General features: G+C 74.5%; 16 protein-coding genes. 12 read left to right on the top strand and 4 right to left on the bottom strand.

Annotated elements, in window-relative coordinates; all coding sequences use genetic code 11:
• Window positions 1-164 precede the first annotated feature (164 nt).
• Genes ACWAT2_RS06925 through ACWAT2_RS06960 form a run of 8 tightly spaced genes read left to right on the top strand, consistent with a single transcriptional unit; the run spans window position 165 to window position 7,302 of the window.
• The gene (locus ACWAT2_RS06925; protein WP_402372524.1) at window positions 165-1,070 is read left to right on the top strand and encodes an ABC transporter ATP-binding protein; all 906 of its coding nucleotides are present in this window, start codon (window positions 165-167) and stop codon (window positions 1,068-1,070) included.
• A complete protein-coding gene (locus tag ACWAT2_RS06930) occupies window positions 1,067-1,936 on the top strand; it encodes an ABC transporter permease (protein WP_402372526.1) in 870 nt (289 codons plus the stop codon). The genes ACWAT2_RS06925 and ACWAT2_RS06930 overlap by 4 nt, the downstream gene beginning before the upstream one ends.
• Complete coding sequence (locus tag ACWAT2_RS06935; RefSeq protein WP_402372529.1) at window positions 1,923-3,167, top strand: sensor histidine kinase; 1,245 nt, start codon at window positions 1,923-1,925, stop codon at window positions 3,165-3,167. The genes ACWAT2_RS06930 and ACWAT2_RS06935 overlap by 14 nt, the downstream gene beginning before the upstream one ends.
• Window positions 3,164-3,787: a response regulator gene (locus ACWAT2_RS06940; protein ID WP_402372530.1), complete on the top strand. Its 624-nt coding sequence runs from the start codon at window positions 3,164-3,166 to the stop codon at window positions 3,785-3,787. Before ACWAT2_RS06935 ends, ACWAT2_RS06940 begins: the two co-directional genes overlap by 4 nt.
• A 15-nt stretch (window positions 3,788-3,802) precedes the next feature.
• Window positions 3,803-4,840, top strand: a complete 1,038-nt coding sequence (locus ACWAT2_RS06945; RefSeq protein WP_402372532.1) for an adenosine deaminase — start codon at window positions 3,803-3,805, stop codon at window positions 4,838-4,840.
• A 7-nt stretch (window positions 4,841-4,847) separates the two neighbouring features.
• Entirely contained in the window at window positions 4,848-5,147 is a 300-nt protein-coding gene (locus ACWAT2_RS06950) for a hypothetical protein (protein ID WP_402372534.1), read from the top strand.
• The gene (locus tag ACWAT2_RS06955; protein WP_402372537.1) at window positions 5,147-6,649 is read left to right on the top strand and encodes a sensor histidine kinase; all 1,503 of its coding nucleotides are present in this window, start codon (window positions 5,147-5,149) and stop codon (window positions 6,647-6,649) included. Before ACWAT2_RS06950 ends, ACWAT2_RS06955 begins: the two co-directional genes overlap by 1 nt.
• A complete protein-coding gene (locus ACWAT2_RS06960; RefSeq protein ID WP_402372539.1) occupies window positions 6,646-7,302 on the top strand; it encodes a response regulator transcription factor in 657 nt (218 codons plus the stop codon). Before ACWAT2_RS06955 ends, ACWAT2_RS06960 begins: the two co-directional genes overlap by 4 nt.
• 154 nt (window positions 7,303-7,456) lie before the next feature.
• Here the strand turns inward: ACWAT2_RS06960 and ACWAT2_RS06965 are convergent, their stop codons facing one another.
• Together ACWAT2_RS06965 and ACWAT2_RS06970 are read right to left on the bottom strand one after the other, a co-directional pair.
• Complete coding sequence (locus ACWAT2_RS06965) at window positions 7,457-7,918, bottom strand: hypothetical protein (protein ID WP_402372540.1); 462 nt, start codon at window positions 7,916-7,918, stop codon at window positions 7,457-7,459.
• Window positions 7,919-8,037: 119 nt separating this feature from the next.
• Complete coding sequence (locus tag ACWAT2_RS06970; protein WP_402372543.1) at window positions 8,038-9,321, bottom strand: phosphotransferase family protein; 1,284 nt, start codon at window positions 9,319-9,321, stop codon at window positions 8,038-8,040.
• Between the two features lie 151 nt (window positions 9,322-9,472).
• Between ACWAT2_RS06970 and ACWAT2_RS06975 the strand changes: the two genes are divergently transcribed.
• From ACWAT2_RS06975 to ACWAT2_RS06990, 4 genes are all read left to right on the top strand, one after another.
• A complete protein-coding gene (locus ACWAT2_RS06975; protein WP_402372546.1) occupies window positions 9,473-10,699 on the top strand; it encodes a sensor histidine kinase in 1,227 nt (408 codons plus the stop codon).
• Window positions 10,696-11,361 (top strand): response regulator, encoded by a 666-nt coding sequence (locus ACWAT2_RS06980; RefSeq protein WP_402372549.1) that lies wholly within the window; start codon window positions 10,696-10,698, stop codon window positions 11,359-11,361. Before ACWAT2_RS06975 ends, ACWAT2_RS06980 begins: the two co-directional genes overlap by 4 nt.
• Window positions 11,362-11,484: 123 nt before the next feature.
• Window positions 11,485-11,745, top strand: a complete 261-nt coding sequence (locus ACWAT2_RS06985; RefSeq protein WP_402372552.1) for an SHOCT domain-containing protein — start codon at window positions 11,485-11,487, stop codon at window positions 11,743-11,745.
• Window positions 11,746-11,976: 231 nt separating this feature from the next.
• Window positions 11,977-12,978: a L,D-transpeptidase family protein gene (locus tag ACWAT2_RS06990; protein ID WP_402372554.1), complete on the top strand. Its 1,002-nt coding sequence runs from the start codon at window positions 11,977-11,979 to the stop codon at window positions 12,976-12,978.
• A gap of 106 nt (window positions 12,979-13,084) precedes the next feature.
• Here the strand turns inward: ACWAT2_RS06990 and ACWAT2_RS06995 are convergent, their stop codons facing one another.
• A complete protein-coding gene (locus tag ACWAT2_RS06995; protein ID WP_402372556.1) occupies window positions 13,085-14,311 on the bottom strand; it encodes a UDP-N-acetylmuramate dehydrogenase in 1,227 nt (408 codons plus the stop codon).
• On the bottom strand, window positions 14,308-15,597 hold the full coding sequence (locus tag ACWAT2_RS07000; RefSeq protein WP_402372559.1) for an MFS transporter: 1,290 nt from the start codon (window positions 15,595-15,597) through the stop codon (window positions 14,308-14,310). The genes ACWAT2_RS06995 and ACWAT2_RS07000 overlap by 4 nt, the downstream gene beginning before the upstream one ends.
• Between the last annotated feature and the right edge of the window lie 68 nt (window positions 15,598-15,665).

The raw sequence follows: 15,665 nt of genomic DNA on the forward strand, positions 1-15,665 counted from the left end.
GCCCCGTGAGGGCGCGGTCCAGCATGGCGGCCGTCAACCACCGAGGGACAACTGTACGCGACGCGACGCCGTGGGTCGAACCACGCCGTGTCCACCGACCGGTGGACGCCACGTCCCACCGTACGGACGTCCCGCCCGGACCGCGCGGTCGGGAGGCTGGGTCCATGACCACCGTGACGACACACTCCCCCAGGCCCGCCGCACCGAGCAGGAGCAGCCGAGCCGTGCACGTCCGCGGCCTGCGCAAGCGCTACGGCGACAGACGCGCCGTGGACGGGCTCGACCTCGACATCGACCAGGGCGAGATCGTCGCGGTGCTCGGGCCGAACGGCGCGGGCAAGACGACGACGATCGAGATCCTCGAAGGTTTCCGGACCCGCGACGCCGGCGAGGTCCGCGTCCTCGGCGAGGACCCGGCGTCGGCGGGCCGGGCCTGGCGGGCACGGCTCGGCGTCGTGACCCAGGACTCGCGCGACCAGGCCGAGCTGACCGTGGCCGAGACCCTGCGGTACACCTCCCGCTACTACCCGGCGCCCGCGGACCCCGGCACCGTCCTCGACACGGTCGGGCTGACCGCGAAGAGCGACACCCGCGTCCGCGGCCTCTCGGGCGGGCAGCGGCGCCGCCTCGACGTCGCCTGCGGCATCGTGGGCCAGCCGGATCTGCTCTTCCTCGACGAGCCGACGACGGGATTCGACCCGCAGGCGCGCCGCTCCTTCTGGGAGATCGTGCGGGCGCTGCGTGACGGCGGCACCACGATCCTGCTGACGACCCACGACCTCGACGAGGCCGCGTACCTCGCCGACCGGGCCGTCGTCGTCCGTGACGGGCGGGTCGTCGCCACCGGCACGCCCGACACGCTCGGCGGGCCCGAGGCCCGCGTCCCGGTCGTCACGTGGTCCGCCGACGGGGTCACCCACGACCGCCGCACCACGACACCGTCCGCGCTCGTCGCGCACCTCGTCGCGACGGCGTCGGGCCCCGACGGCGAGGTCGCCGACCTGCGCGTCACCCGCCCCAGCCTCGAGGACGTCTACCTCGGGCTCGTCGGGACGGAGGCCCACCGATGAGCAGCACGACAGCACGCCGCGCGACGACCACCACGGCGAGGCCGCCCTCGACCGCACCCCTGCCCTCCGTGCCGAGCCTGGCGCTGACCCGCGCCGGCCTGGAGCTCCGTCAGTTCTGGCGCGAGCGCGACGCCGTGATCTTCGTCTTCGCCTACCCGATCGTCATGCTCGCGATCTTCGCCACGGTCTTCGGCGCGGAGGAGCAGGGCGGTCCGGTCGCCTCCGTGGACTACGCCCAGTACTTCCTGCCGGGCATGGTCGCGACGGGGATCATGCTCACGAGCTTCCAGTCGCTCGCCGTCTCCATCGCGGTGGAGCGCGACGACGGGACGCTGCGCCGGCTGCGGGGCACCCCGCTGCCCGTGACGTCGTACTTCGGCGGCAAGGTCCTGCTGACGCTCGCGACGTCGGTGGTCCAGACGGCCGTGCTGCTCGCCGTCGCGGCATGGTTGTACGACGTCCCGATGCCCGACGACGTCTCCCGCTGGGCGACGTTCGCCTGGGTCTACGTCCTCGGCACCGCGACCGGTGCGGTCTGCGGCGTCGCGTTCTCCAGCGTCCCCCGGTCCGGGCGGTCGGCGTCGGCCGTGGTGACCCCTGTCGTACTGATCCTGCAGTTCGTCTCCGGCGTCTTCTTCGCGTTCTTCGCCCTGCCGGGCTGGATGCAGACCGCGGCGTCGGTCTTCCCGCTCAAGTGGCTCGCCCAGGGGATGCGCTCGGTGTTCCTGCCCGAGGACATGGTGGTCCTCGAGACCGGCGGGTCCTGGCAGCTCGGGGCCGTCGCTGCTGTACTGGGCGCATGGCTGATCCTCTGCCTCGTGATCGGCGTCCGCACGTTCCGCTGGCGGCGGCGTGACGACGGCTGACCCGGTGGGCGACGACCGCGACGCCGGACCTCCCGGCGACCTCGGCGACGACTGGGACCGGCAGGTGGTCTGGTGGGACGTCGCGTTCGTCGCGATCGTCCTGCTCACGGCCGTCGCCCTGCCCGTCAGCGGGCAGTCCGGCCGCGAGCTGTGGGTCGCGTACGGGGCGATGGCAGCGATCCTCGTCGCCTACGCGGCATGGGGCGCGCCGGCGGCGCGGTCGCGGGACCAACGACGCGCAGCCGCCTACGTCTCGGTGCTCGTCGTCGCGACCACCGTCGCGGTCTCCCAGGGCGGCCTGGCGACCTTCCTGCTGTTCGGGGCCTTCACCCAGCTCTGGATGCTGCTCGAACCTCCTCGCCGGGCCGTCCTCGCGTCGGTGGTCCTGGCCGTCGCGACGACGTTCGGGCTCGCGTTCGAGGCGGGACTCTCCACCCGGGGGCTCCTCGCAGCGGCGCCGCACATGGCGATCGCGCTCGCCTTCGCGCTGACGTTAGGGCTCTGGACCGCGACGTGGATGCGACGCTCCGAGGATCGGGCCCAGCTCCTGCACGAGCTCCGGTCCACGCAGCACCAGCTCGCGCAGACCCACCACGCGGCAGGGGTGGCGGCCGAGCGCGAACGGATGGCACGCGAGATCCACGACACCCTCGCCCAGGGGTTCACCAGCGTCGTGACCCAGGTGCAGGCCGCCTCCGCCGCGCTCGACCGCGGCGAGGAGCAGGCGGCACGCGACCGGCTCGCCGTCGTCGAGGCGACCGCCCGGGACAACCTGGCCGAGGCACGAGGGCTCGTCGCGGCGTTCGCACCGGTCCCGCTGCAGGACACCACGCTCGCCGAAGCGCTCCGACGCCTCGCGGAACGGTTCACCACCGAGACGGGCACGGTCGTGCGGTTCGACGTCGAGGGCGAGACCGACGCGGCCGACGGCCTCGACCCCGCCGGGGCGGCGTCCGACGTCGTGCTCCTGCGTGCGGCGCAGGAGGCGCTGACGAACGTCCGCCGACACGCAGGGGCGTCAGCGGTCGCCGTGCGCCTGACCCGTTCCGACGCGGCCGTCGAGCTCGAGGTGTCCGACGACGGCCGCGGCCTGCCCGCTCAGTTCGCCGAGGGGTTCGGGCTGTCGGGGATGCGCGAACGGGCCACGGCGGTCGGCGGGGTGCTCGAGGTCGGCCCCGCCGCCCCGCGAGGCACCCGGGTACAGGTCCGGCTGCCGGTGAGTACGTCGTGACGATCCGTGTGCTCGTCGTCGACGACCACCCCGTCGTCCGCTCCGGCATCGTCGGCATGCTGGCGGGCGAGCCGGACGTGCACATCGTCGGCGAGGCGGCCGACGGCGAACGCGCGGTGGCCCTGGCCCGGGAGCTCTCCCCCGACGTCGTCCTCATGGACCTGCGGATGCCCGTGCTCGACGGCGTGGGCGCGACGGAGCAGATCGCCCGGGACGTCGCGGGCGGACCCCGCGTCGTCGTGCTCACCACGTACGACACCGACGCCGACATCCTGCGTGCGGTCGAGGCCGGAGCGACGGGATACCTGCTCAAGGACGCACCCCGGGCCACGCTGGTGGCCGGCGTCCATGCCGCGGCCCGCGGCGAGACGGTGCTGGCGCCGTCGGTCGTGACACGGCTGATGACCTCCGTGCGCACGGCGGAGGAGCGCCCGACCCCGCGCGAAGCCGAGGTGCTGCGACTGGTGGAGCGCGGGTTGTCGAACGCCGCGATCGGCCGCGAGCTGTTCATCGCCGAGACGACCGTCAAGACGCACCTCCTGCGCGCGTTCGCCAAGCTCGGCGTGGACGACCGCACCGCGGCGGTCACGGTGGCCCGACGGCGCGGCTGGCTCACGTAGTGCCAGACTGTCAGGGTGCGCGACCTGGCGAAGCTCCCCAAGGCCCACCTCCACCTGCACTTCACGGGGTCGCTCAGGGTCTCCTCCCTGCGTGAGATGTCCGCCGAGCACGGCATCCGGCTGCCGTCCGCGCTCACCGACGGCGTCGCCCTGCGCGTCCCCGCCGACGAGCGCGGCTGGTTCCGTTTCCAGCGGCTCTACGACGCCGCCCGCCACTGCGTCCGTTCCGAGGCCGACATGCGCCGGCTCGTCGCCGAGGCCGCGGCCGACGACGCCGCCGAGGGGTCCGGTCGGCTCGAGATCCAGGTGGACCCCACCTCGTACGCCCCGTTCGTCGGGGGCATCACCCCGGCCGTCGAGATCGTCCTGGACGAGGCGCGTGCCGCGAGCGCCGCGCACGGGGTGGAGGTCGCCGTCGTCGTCGCCGCCTCTCGCATGCGGCACCCGCTGGACGCGCGGACGCTGGCCCGGCTGGCGGCCCGGTACGCCGGCGACGGGCCGGGCGAGATCGTCGGGTTCGGGCTGAGCAACGACGAGCGCCGGGGCGACACCTCGGAGTTCGCCGCCGCGTTCCGCATCGCCCGGCGGGCCGGGCTGGCGTCGGTGCCGCACGGCGGCGAGCTGCTCGGCCCGGCGCACCTGCGCGAGGTCGTGGGGGCGCTGACACCGGACCGGCTCGGTCACGGGGTGCGCGCGGTGGAGGATCCGGCCCTGCTGGGATCGCTCGTCGAGTCCGGGGTGGCCCTCGAGGTCTGCCCGGCCTCCAACGTGAGCCTGGGCGTGTACGAACGGGACGACGACGTCCCTCTGCGCACGCTGGTCGACGCCGGTGCCCAGGTGGCGCTCGGGGCGGACGACCCGCTGCTGTTCGGCTCACGCCTGGTGCAGCAGTACGAGACCGCCCGCACCGTGCACGGCTTCAGCGACCCCGAGCTCGCCGACCTCGCCCGGGCTTCCGTCCGGGGCTCACGGGCCTCCGAGACGACGCGCAAGCGTCTGCTCGCCGGGGTGGACGACTGGCTCTCATCTCCGTCTCATCCGGCCGCGGGATGATCCGCGCATGACTCGCCCGACGCTCCGTCTGCTCACCTGGGCGCTCGTCGGGCTCCTCCTGGTCGCGGCCGGGGTCGCGGTGGCCGCCGCCGTGTCCGGCGAGCCCGAGGACCGCGACGTCGGGAGCGTCGTCGTCATCTCCCCCTCGCCCGAGCCGTCGCTCCCCGCCGGCCCGACGCCCTCCGATCGCCCGACGCCGTCGGAGCGCCCGGCCCGGGAGGACGGCGAGGTCGCCCCGGTGCCGCCGGCGGTCGACGACGATGACGACGACGACGATGATGACGACGAGGACGAGGACGACGACTGATGGCCCTCGTCACCGACCCGGCCCGTGGCCTCACCGTTCGCACCCGCATCCTGGCCGCCCTGCTCGCCCTCACCGTGCTCGCCGTCACCCTGGCGGGCGGGACCGCCTACCTCCTCGCCTTCCGGCAGGTCGACACCCGGATCGATGCCGACCTCGTGCAGGACGTCGACGAGCTGCGGGCGCTCGCGGAGTCCGGCGTCAGCCCCGTGACCGGTGAGCCGTTCTCCTCCCCGGAGGATGTCGTCGTCACGGCGATCCAGCTCACCGTGCCGAGCCGCAACGAAGGTGTGATCGGCCTGCGTGCCGGGAAGAGCCCGCTGGTCACGCAGCAGGCGGTGACGGTCCACCTGGAGGACGACGCGGCCTTCGTCGAGGCGGTGACCCCGCTGGTCGACGCCGAGCAGGCCGTGCTCCGGTCGGTGCAGACCGCGTCGACCGACTACCGCGCACTCGTGGTCCCCGTGGCGTCGCTCCCCGGCGCGCAGGCGGACTCCGCGGGCGCCCCGGCCGCGCTCGTGCTCGCCTACGACCGGGCCGCGGAGCACGCCGTGACCCACGCCGTCTTCCGCGGCTACGCGCTCGTGGCCCTCGTCGCGCTGGTGGTCACCGGCGTCGTGGGCTGGCTGCTCGCCGGACGGCTGCTCCGGCCGATCCGCCTCCTCGCCCGGACGGCCCAGCAGATCGGCGACACCGACCTGTCGGCGCGCATCCCCGAGACCGGCAACGACGACCTCACCCAGCTCACCCGGGCCTTCAACGGCATGCTCGGTCGGCTGGAGGAGTCCTTCGAGGCACAGCGACGGCTGCTCGACGACGTCGGGCACGAGCTCCGCACACCACTGACGATCGTGCAGGGCCACCTCGAGCTGATGGACCCGCACGACCCGGCCGACGCGGCCGACACCCGCGACCTGGCGCTCGACGAGCTGGACCGGATGCGCCGCCTCGTCGACGACCTCGTGACCCTCGCCACCGTCGGGCAGCCGGACTTCGTCCGTCCCGCCCTCGTGGACCTCGGGCGCCTCACCGACGACGTGCTCGACAAGATCCGTCCCCTCGGCGAGCGGACCTGGCTCGTGGACGACCGCACCGACGCGTTCGCCCTCGCCGACGCCCAGCGACTGACCCAGGCCTGGCTGCAGCTCGCGGCGAACGCCGTGAAGTTCTCGGACGACGGCAGCGTGGTCGCGATCGGCTCGCGCATCAGCGACGACGGCTCGCGGGTCCACCTGTGGGTGCGCGACGAGGGCGTCGGGATCTCGAGCGAGGACGCCACCGCGATCTTCGACCGGTTCGCTCGCGGCGACCACGGCGGAGACCGGCGGGACGGGTCCGGGCTCGGCCTCGCGATCGTCGCCGCGATCGCCGAGGGTCACGAGGGGACCGTCTCCGTGGACTCCGTCCCCGGTCACGGCGCCACGTTCACCATCGACCTGCCGGTGATCGCCCGTCCCGCGGCCACGCCGACCGACACCCGACCAGACGGAAGGACCGACCCGTGAGCCAGATCCTCGTCGCCGAGGACGAGTCCCGCATCGCCTCGTTCATCGCCAAGGGACTGCGCGCCGCCGGCTACGCCAGCACCACGGTGGGCACGGCCCGCGAGGCGTTCGACCTCGCCGCCTCCGGCGACTTCGACCTGCTCGTGCTGGACCTCGGGCTGCCCGACCAGGACGGGTTCACCGTGCTGCGCCGGCTCCGCGAGGCGAAGGTCGCTATGCCCGTGATCATCCTGACGGCACGGACCTCGGTCTCCGACACCGTGGCAGGCCTCGAGGGCGGCGCCGACGACTACATGCCCAAGCCGTTCCGGTTCGAGGAGCTCCTGGCGCGCATCCGGCTGCGGTTGCGCACCGAGCCCGGCGGCGACGTGACCGTCCTGAGCCACGGCGACCTCAGCCTCGACCTGCGCACCCGGCGGGCTCGTGCCGGTGACGTCGAGGTGGACCTCTCCGCTCGCGAGTTCGCCCTCGCCGAGGCGTTCCTGCGCAACCCCGGGCAGGTGCTCAGCCGCGAGCAGCTGCTCTCACGGGTGTGGGGCTACGACTTCGACCCCGGGTCCAACGTGGTGGACGTGTACGTGCGCTACCTGCGCAACAAGCTGGGCGCGGAACGGTTCGTCACGGTCCGCGGGATGGGGTACCGGTTGGCGTGACGGCTCCGTCTCGTTCGCCGGTCGACGACGAAGGGTGGGTCGGGGTTCCTCGCGCCGTCGCGCTCACGGTCGCTGCGCGACCTGCGCTTCCCGTCTGACGACGGCGCGAGGAACCCCGACCCACCTTTCTGGATGACTGCCGGCCGGTCGGGCTTCAGTCCGCCGAGGGGGCGGACGGCGCCGACTGGGCGCTCTGGGCGCTCTGGGCGCTCTGGGCCGACTGGGCGCTCTGGGCCGACTGGGCAGAGTCGGCCGACTGGGCGCTCTGGGGGGACACCGGGCTGACGGGGCTCGTCGCCGAGACCGGGCTGACCGGCGAGCCGGGGGTGTCCGTCGTCGGGGCCGTGGTGGCGCTGGCCACCGAACCCGCGGTGACCGTGGTGATCGACGTGCTGTTCTGCACGGCGGCCGGCGACGGCGAGACCGACTGGGTGTCCGTCGCGGTGCTGGCCCCCGGGTCGGTCACAGCACCGGTCGTGTCGTCACCGACAGTGACGGCCGACGAGACCACCTTGTCCGACGGCGCGTCGAACGTCCCCTGCGCAGCGGCCATCGTGGTACCCAGCGCGACCGCTCCGAGCGCTCCGCTGACGATCCAGACGTTGCGTGCCTTCATGAGTTCCAGCTCCTTCGTGGCGAGGACCCTCGGTCCGTCGGTGCAGCCCTCCGGCTGCCTGATGACTCAAGACTCGCGGCTCCGGGTGAGACGTCGAGGAGGTCGAGGTGAGAGGACTCTCAGAAACCTTCGACCGCCGCCACGAACCGCTCGGCGACGTCGATCCAGCCGGACGCGGTCGCAGCGTCCGGCGCCCCGACGGCGAGCGAGACCACGACGGCGGCCGCCCGGGCCCGCAGCACCACCGGGTCCACCGCGGCACCGAACCCCGCCAGGCAGCGCTCGACCAGCCCGTCGACGCCGTCGTACGTCCCGGGCGCGAGGCCCGGCAGCACGGCGAGGTGGGCGACGGCGCATGCCAGGTCGTCGACCAGGTGGCCGGGACCCAGGGTGTCGACGTCGAGGACGCCCGCCGGCCGCGGCGCGGCGCCCGGCCCGGCGTCCCCGAGCACGATGTTCGCGGCGTGGAGGTCGCCGTGCGTGGTCACGACCGGGCCCAGGTCCCGGCCCCGGACGGCGTCACGCACCCCGGCCGCCAGCCGGTCCAGCCGCGCGGGGTCGATGCCGTGCCCGTCCGCGAGCGCCGCGGTGTACTGGTCGAGCCGCTCCGCCCAGGGCGCACGGCGCGGCAGCCGGACGCCCTCGGCGGGCAGCGCGGCGGCCAGGCGCAGGAGGTCGGCGGGGTCGAAAGCGTCGGGCTGCCGGTGCGCGGGCGTGGCCGCCAGGTGGTCGGCCAGCGGTCGGCCGACGAGCTCCGCGAGCACCACGACACCGTCGTCGCCCCAGGTCAGCACCCGCGGTGCGGCGAGCCGGTCCTGGGCGGTGAACAGCTCGTGCCGCTGCACGAGGGCGGCCGCCCGCGCGGGCCGGACCACCTTGACGTACAGCGTCCCGATCGTGGTGCGGGCTCGCAGCACGGCCCGCCGCATCGGCCGGTAGGTCACGGTCTCCAGCGACAGGACGTCGGCGGCGATGCCGGCCTCGCGCAGCCGCGCCGTCAGTCGCGCCGGTGTGGTGCCGACCGGCATCCCGGGCAGCGCCGGGTCGTGCGGGTGGCGCCAGACGTGCAGGAGGTGCGTGCCGTCGTCGAGCCGCACCACGCCGTCGTCCAGGGCCGTGCTGTCGGCGCCGGCGTCCAGGCCCGCCGCGCTCGTGGCGAAGAGGTGCTCGTGCGCGCTGGTGTCCGCGCCGTCGTCCCGGCGACGCGCGACGACGTCGTAGGCCACCGTCAGCTCCGCGCCCGGGCGTGCCTGCACCTCGCGCACGTGCCAGGTGTCGAGGCTCGCGCCGTCGGCCCCCAGCGCGGCCGCGAGGACCGCGCCCGCCGACGGACCGGTCAGCAGGTCCCGCCAGACGCGGTGGTCTGCGGGCGAGGTCCGGGAGGCAGAGGTCTCGACGGTCATACGGCCATCCGATCGCACTCGAGCGGGTGGGCGGTGAGAGCCGGATGAGAGTCCTCTCATCCGGACCGTCGGGCGAGCGGTACCCGGGGACGACGGCGGACGGCACCTCAGCGGGACGCGCCCGGGAACCGCTCGGCGTACGGTGCCAGGCATGGACCGGTCCCACACCGGCGAGGACGCGCGAGGTCCGCTCGACCGGCGGCGGCCGCGCCTGTTCCTCGCGACGGCACTGGCCGTCGTCGTCACGGTCGGCACGCTGGGCGCCTCGCACTGGCGTCCCGGCGAACGACCGCTGGACGTGCTGGGGCTCGGCCTGGCGCTGGCGTCCCCCGTCGTCGTGGCTGCGCTCGTGCGGCGCCCCGTGGTGGCGGTCCTGCTCGCCGCGACCGCCGTCGGCAGCTACCTCGCGCTCGGCTACGCGTGGGGTCCCGCGATCGGCGGGTTGCTCGGGGTGCTCGTCACGGTCGCCCTGACCGGCCCGGCACGGCGAGCACGCGTCGTCGCCTGGTCCGGGGCGGTGGTGGGCTGGGGCGCGATCCTGGCGGCGGCCGCCCTGCGCACCGACGTCCCCCGGCCCGCCGGCATCCTCGGCGGGATCGCGTGGACGGCCGTCGCGCTGCTCGTGGCGGGTGCGGTCCGCGAACGGTTCGCCCGGGTGGCGGCGCACCGGGCCGCCCGCCTCGAGCGGGAGCGCACCGCCGTGGCCACCGAACGGCTCCGCATCGCCCGCGAGCTGCACGACGTGCTGGCCCACTCGCTGTCCGCGATCACCGTGCAGTCCGGCGTGGGGCTGCACCTGCTGGAACGCGACCCGGAGCAGGCCCGCTCCGCGCTCACGTCGATCCGCGCCACCAGCCGTGACGCGCTCGACGAGGTGCGCGCCGTCCTGGGCGTGGTCCGCGCGGAGGACGGGGACGTCGTCGCCGGCGACCACGTCCCCGCACCCGCCTGGGACCTGGCGACGCTCCCGGCGCTCGCCGAGCCCCTGCGTGCGCTCGGGACCACCGTGCGGTTCGACGCGGAGCCCTTGCCCGAGGTCCCGCCGCACGTCGCCGGGATCGCCTACCGCGTGGTCCAGGAGGCCCTGACCAACGTGGGCCGGCACGCGCAGGACGCGCGCGCCGTCGTCGTCCGCCTCGACCGCCAGGGTGGGTCGCTCCGCGTACGGGTGAGCGACGACGGCCGCCCGGGCGACGGACCGACCCCAGGCCCGTCCGGACACCCGGGGTACGGGTTGCGCGGGATGCGCGAGCGGGTCGAGGGCGCCGGCGGGACCCTGTACGCGGGCCCGACCCGCGACGGGTTCGCGGTCGATGCGACGATCCCGTGGGCGAGCCCGCCGCACGACGCGGGCTCCGGGACGCAGGAGGACACATGATCCGGGTGCTGCTGGCCGACGACCAGGCGTTGGTGCGCGGCGGGTTCCGCGCCCTCCTGACGGCCGAGGACGGCATGACGGTGGTCGGCGAGGCCTCCACCGGGCACGACGCCGTCCGCCTCGCCCTCGAGCTGCTCCCCGACGTCGTGCTCATGGACGTCCGCATGCCGGGGCTCGACGGCCTGGCGGCCACCCGGCGGATCGTCGCCGACCGGCGGGCGAGCCACGTGCACGTCGTCGTGGTGACGACCTTCGAGCTCGACGACTACGTGGCCGAGGCCATCCGTGGCGGCGCGACCGGGTTCCTCGTCAAGGACACCGAGCCGGCGGACCTGGTCCGGGCGGTGCGCGTGGCCGCCGCCGGCGACGCCCTCCTCTCCCCCGGCGTGACGCGACGGCTGCTGGCCCGGGTCGCCGCCGCCACCCGGGAGGTGGTGCCGCCGCCCGGGCTGGCCGACCTCACGGACCGCGAGCACCAGGTCCTCGTCGAGGTGGCCGGCGGGGCGTCCAACGAGGAGATCGCCCGCCACCTGCACCTCTCCGAGTCGACCGTCAAGACCCACGTGTCGCGCGTGATGACCAAGCTCGCGGCGCGCGACCGGGCCCAGCTCGTGGTCACCGCCTACGAGGCCGGCGTGGTGCGGCCCGGCTGGTCGGGCTGACCGGCCGGGCGGCACCCCGGGACGACGAGGATCGGCACCCACGGGGGACGACGGCGAGCGCCTCGACCGCGACCGTGGGACCAGGCCCGCACCACGCGCGGCCACGACCCGAAGGAGACCGACATGCTGACCACCGTGGCATCCGTCGCCGCCCACCCCGCCTGGTCGGGCGGCGGTGGGCCCGGCTGGTGGATCGTCTTGCCGATCCTGTGGTTCCTGCTGCTCGCGGCGGTGGTGTTCCTCGTCGCCCGGCGCGCCCGGCACGGCTGGGGCCCGTGGGGCCGTGCCGGGTCCCCCGAGTCGGTGCTCGGCGAGCGCTACGCGCGCGGCGAGATCGACGAGAGCGAGTACCGGCACCGCCTGGAGGTGCTGCGCGCACGCTGACCCCGGCGAGGCTCCCGCGCATCGATGCCGCGGTGCCGTCTGTCCCGATCGACGCCTGCCGTACGTCATGGACGGTGAGATCACCTCACGGTGACGACGTCCAGGTCACGAGACGGTGTCGATCACCGGTCGGACGGCGCCGTGGCTCGCCAAGCGGTCGCCGACGCGGCACGGTAGAAGTCCGCGGTCGCGAGCCCGGCCCGACGCGGCCGTTCCGGGAAGGTGTGCACGATGACGAGGACCACGACGACGAGGCGACGACGGCTCACGGCAGCCGGTATCGGACTCGCACTGTTGCTGGTACCCGGCTGCGCGACGCTCACCGGGACCGAGGGGCAGGAGCCCACGTCGGCAAAGTCGAGCACGGCTGCTACCACGCCGACGGCTGCCCCGCAGGCCTCGCCCGGTTCGGCCGACGCCGTCACGGACCTGCCGTCTCCGGAGGGCCTCCCGCCCGAGCGCCCCTCGGCGGCCGCGTCGCCGTCGTCGGACGCGGGCGACGCCGAGGCGGACGACGCCGACGACTCGGCGGTGGACGAGGCGAAGCAGGCCGAGGCGAAGGAGCGCGGCTCTCGGGACAAGAAGGGCAAGGGCTCCGGCAAGAAGGGGGCCGAGGCGAAGGACGAGGCGCCCGACTGGCCCGTCTACGGGGCGTCCGGCAAGCAGGTGACCGCCCTGCAGCAGCGCCTGGTCGACCTCGGCTACTTCCTGCCGGAGGTCGACGGGCGGTTCGGGCCCGCGACCCAGCAGGCGGTGTGGGCCCTGCAGAAGGCCGCCGGCCTCGGGCGGGACGGCGTCGTCGGGCCCCAGACGCAGAAGGCGCTCGACTCGGGCGCCCGGCCGTCACCGCAGTCGTCGTCGGGCAAGGTCGTGGAGATCGACCTGTCCCGACAGCTCCTCATGACGGTCGAGGACGGCCGCGTCACCCGCGTGCTCAACGCGTCGTCCGGCAACGGCGAGACGTACGAGGCCAGGGGCCGCACGTACACGGCGAGCACCCCGCGGGGATCGTTCGCGGTGTACATGGAGCGCAACTATCTGCACGAGTCGACGCTGGAGCTGGGTTCGATGTACCGGCCGAAGTACTTCCACGGGTCGTTCGCCGTGCACGGGTCGGGATCGATCCCGCCGTGGCCGGCGTCGCACGGCTGCGTCCGCGTGTCGAACTCTGCGATGAACTGGCTCTGGGACACCTGGGGCATGTCGAAGGGCACCCCGGTCGTCGTCTACTGACCCCCTCCCGCGCCCGCACCCCCTCCCGCTGTGGGTGCACGACGCGCCGGCGGGTCGCTCTGCGCACCGGCGTGTCGTGCACCCACAGCGGGAGGGGGGCGGGGCGTCAGAGGGCGAGGCCGACCAGCACGGGCTCCGGCTCCAGCTCGATGCCGAACTCGTCCCGCACCCCGTCGCGGACCGCGCGGGCCAGCGCCACGAGGTCGTGCGCCGTCGCGCCGCCCCGGTTCGTCAGGGCCAGCGTGTGCCGCGTCGACAACCGCGCCGGCGAGTGCTCCCCCGCGAGCCCGAAACCCTTGGCGAACCCGGCGTGCTCGATCAACCAGGCCGCGGACGTCTTGACCAGCGACGGGTCGATCTCTCCCAGCGCCGGACCCGTCGTCGTGGTCGGCGTCGCCGACCGGACCGGGAACCGCGGCGCGTCGGCCGGCAGCACGTCGGCCGCGTCGACCGGCACCACCGGGTTGGTGAAGAACGAGCCGGCCGACCAGCGGTCATGGTCACCGGGCTGCGCGTCCGGGCCCACGCCGTCGAGCAGCATCCCCTTGCCGCCCCGCAGCTCGAGGACCGCCTCGCGCACCTTGGCGGACGGCGCTCGCTGCCCCACCTCGACACCGAGGCGGCGCGCCAGCTCGCCGTAGCCGACGGGCGCCGAGAGCGAACCGAGGCGCATCTGCAGGTCGACCTGGAGCACCACGTACCGCGGCGTCGGGTACCAGAGGTCGGCTCCGCCCGTCGGGGCGACCCGCATCGTCCGCTTGAGCAGGCTCGACCGGTACCCGAACTCGAGCTCCGACAGCGACAGGGACTTGCGCTGCCCCGTGGCACGGTCCCAGGTCCGCACCGCCGCGACCACGCCCGAGATCTCCTGCCCGTACGCGCCGATGTTCTGCACGGGCGCCGCGCCGACCGTCCCCGGGATCCCGGACAGCGCCTCGACGCCGACCCACTCGTTCGCCACGGCCTCGGCCACGAACGCGTCCCAGTCCTGCCCCGCCGGGATGCTCAGGCTCGCCCCGCCGCAGGCACCGTCCGTGCCGCAGGAGTCCTCCAGGTCCGCCTCCAGGCCCTGGCGCACGTCACGCACCACCAGGCCGTCGAACCCCTCGTCCGAGACGAGCAGGTTGGACCCGCCGCCCACGACGAGCAGCGGCACCCCGGCGTCGTCCGCCCCCCGCACCGCGTCGATCAGCTCGGCCTCCGTGGTGGCCTCGACGTAGTGGTCGACCGGCCCGCCGACGCGCAGCGTCGTCAGGTCGGCGAGGGTCGGGGCGGCATCCTGCCCGACGGCGGAGGTCGGCTCGGTGGAGGTGCTCGGCGCGGTCTGGCTCACCTCTCCAGGGTAGACGCCTCGACCGCGGGCACCTCGTCCTGCGGAGGCTTCGCCGCGCCGGCCACGAGGATCCCGAGGAGCACGGGCGCGGCCAGCACGAGCAGCGCGAGCCGGTAGCCGGTGTGCTCGGCGAGGAACCCGATGAGCGCCGGGCCGAGGAAGAACGCCGAGTAGCCGACGGTCGAGACGACGGCGACGCGCAGGGCGGCGCGGCGCGGGTCGTCGGACGCCGCGGACATGCCCATCGGGAACCCGAGGCCGGCGCCGGCGCCCCAGAGCGCGACGCCGACCAGCGCCGTCGGCAGGTTCGGCACGAGGGCGAAGATCAGCACGCCCACGATGGCGGACGCCCCGCTGCCCCGCAGGACCCACACCCGACCGAACCGGTCGATGAGCGCGGTGCCCACCATCCGGGTGACGGTCATCGCGACGAGGAAGATCGCCAGCGCGAACGCTCCGAGGCCGTCCCCGACGCCGAATCCGTCGACGGTGGCCAGGCCGACCCAGTCGTTCGCGGCGCCCTCGGTGAGCGCCGCGCCGAGCACGATGAGACCGACGAGCAGGGTGCGCGGCTCGCGCCAGGTCGCCAGCGTGTCCTTGACGGTGTGCCCGTGCGAGGGCTCGACGGCGATCGACGGGTCGGCGATCGTGTCCTGGGCGCCGTCCTGCGAGATGGTGGGACCGGCGTCGTGCGCGGGCAGGAAGGCCCGGACGCAGAAGGCCACGGCGACGGAGTCGAGGACGACGATGCTCACCAGGTGCGGCGTGATCGGGACCTGCAGCCACGCCGCGACCGCGCCGATGCCGGCACCGGCGACGGTGCCGACGCTGAACGCGGCATGGAACCGCGGCATGATCGCCTTGCGGAGCCGCTGCTCGACCACCGCGCCCTCGAGGTTCATGGCCGCGTCCCACACTCCGACGCCGACGCCAGCGAGGAAGAGGCCGACCCGCACCCAGACGTGGTTCCCGGCGTCGACCCCGAAGCAGGCGACGGCGAACCCGACCGCGGAGGCGATGGCGAAGAACAGCACGGTGCGCGACGCCCCGAGCCGCGAGCTGATCATCCCGGACAGCGGGAGCGCGCAGATCGACCCGATGGAGGCGGTGAGCAGCAGCAGCCCCATCTGCCCCTCGGAGAACCCGAGACCGTCGCGGACGGCGGGGATCCGGGACGCCCAGGTGGCCATGCCGAACCCGGCGGTGGCGAAGACGCCGAAGACCGCCCACGTGGCGGAGCGGAGGCGGCGCTCGTCGGCGGCCGCGGCGGGGACAGAGGTGTTCACAGCATGACGATCCAGCAGCACCCACCGTTCGGTCAAATCGTTTCGAGCGGAGTGCCTCGCGCACCGAT

The organism is Isoptericola sp. GX10416, from assembly GCF_056590155.1.

Coding starts and splice junctions, on each gene's coding strand:
- ACWAT2_RS06925 (WP_402372524.1), top strand. CDS start 165: ATGACCACCGTGACGACACACTCCCCCAGGCCCGCCGCACCGAGCAGG.
- ACWAT2_RS06930 (WP_402372526.1), top strand. CDS start 1,067: ATGAGCAGCACGACAGCACGCCGCGCGACGACCACCACGGCGAGGCCG.
- ACWAT2_RS06950 (WP_402372534.1), top strand. CDS start 4,848: ATGACTCGCCCGACGCTCCGTCTGCTCACCTGGGCGCTCGTCGGGCTC.
- ACWAT2_RS06955 (WP_402372537.1), top strand. CDS start 5,147: ATGGCCCTCGTCACCGACCCGGCCCGTGGCCTCACCGTTCGCACCCGC.
- ACWAT2_RS06965 (WP_402372540.1), bottom strand. CDS start 7,918: ATGAAGGCACGCAACGTCTGGATCGTCAGCGGAGCGCTCGGAGCGGTC.
- ACWAT2_RS06970 (WP_402372543.1), bottom strand. CDS start 9,321: ATGACCGTCGAGACCTCTGCCTCCCGGACCTCGCCCGCAGACCACCGC.
- ACWAT2_RS06975 (WP_402372546.1), top strand. CDS start 9,473: ATGGACCGGTCCCACACCGGCGAGGACGCGCGAGGTCCGCTCGACCGG.
- ACWAT2_RS06980 (WP_402372549.1), top strand. CDS start 10,696: ATGATCCGGGTGCTGCTGGCCGACGACCAGGCGTTGGTGCGCGGCGGG.
- ACWAT2_RS06985 (WP_402372552.1), top strand. CDS start 11,485: ATGCTGACCACCGTGGCATCCGTCGCCGCCCACCCCGCCTGGTCGGGC.
- ACWAT2_RS06990 (WP_402372554.1), top strand. CDS start 11,977: ATGACGAGGACCACGACGACGAGGCGACGACGGCTCACGGCAGCCGGT.